We start from the raw sequence: 222 nt of genomic DNA, 5'->3' as shown, positions 1-222 counted from the left end.
TGGGGCTATAGCTCAGCTGGGAGAGCGCTTGAATGGCATTCAAGAGGTCAGCGGTTCGATCCCGCTTAGCTCCACCAACTCACCTCAGGTTCTGCCTGATGTGATCCGGTCGCGGCCAGCGATCAATTTTGACGAGACCCGTCGGCGTTCCCACCGCCGCGGCTGATGGATGGGGCTATAGCTCAGCTGGGAGAGCGCTTGAATGGCATTCAAGAGGTCAGC

Annotated in this window: 1 tRNA gene; it reads left to right on the top strand. The window is 59.0% G+C overall.

Features of this window, described 5'->3' with window-relative positions:
• Nucleotide 1: 1 nt before the first annotated feature.
• A tRNA-Ala gene (locus MFF64_RS37550) sits at nucleotides 2–77 on the top strand.
• Nucleotides 78–222: the final 145 nt, after the last annotated feature.

Source organism: Methylobacterium frigidaeris, from assembly GCF_022179185.1.
Classification (GTDB): Bacteria; Pseudomonadota; Alphaproteobacteria; order Rhizobiales; family Beijerinckiaceae; genus Methylobacterium; species Methylobacterium frigidaeris.
Note: the sequence above shows the minus strand (reverse complement) of the source record. Positions and strands in the feature narration are given on the sequence as shown.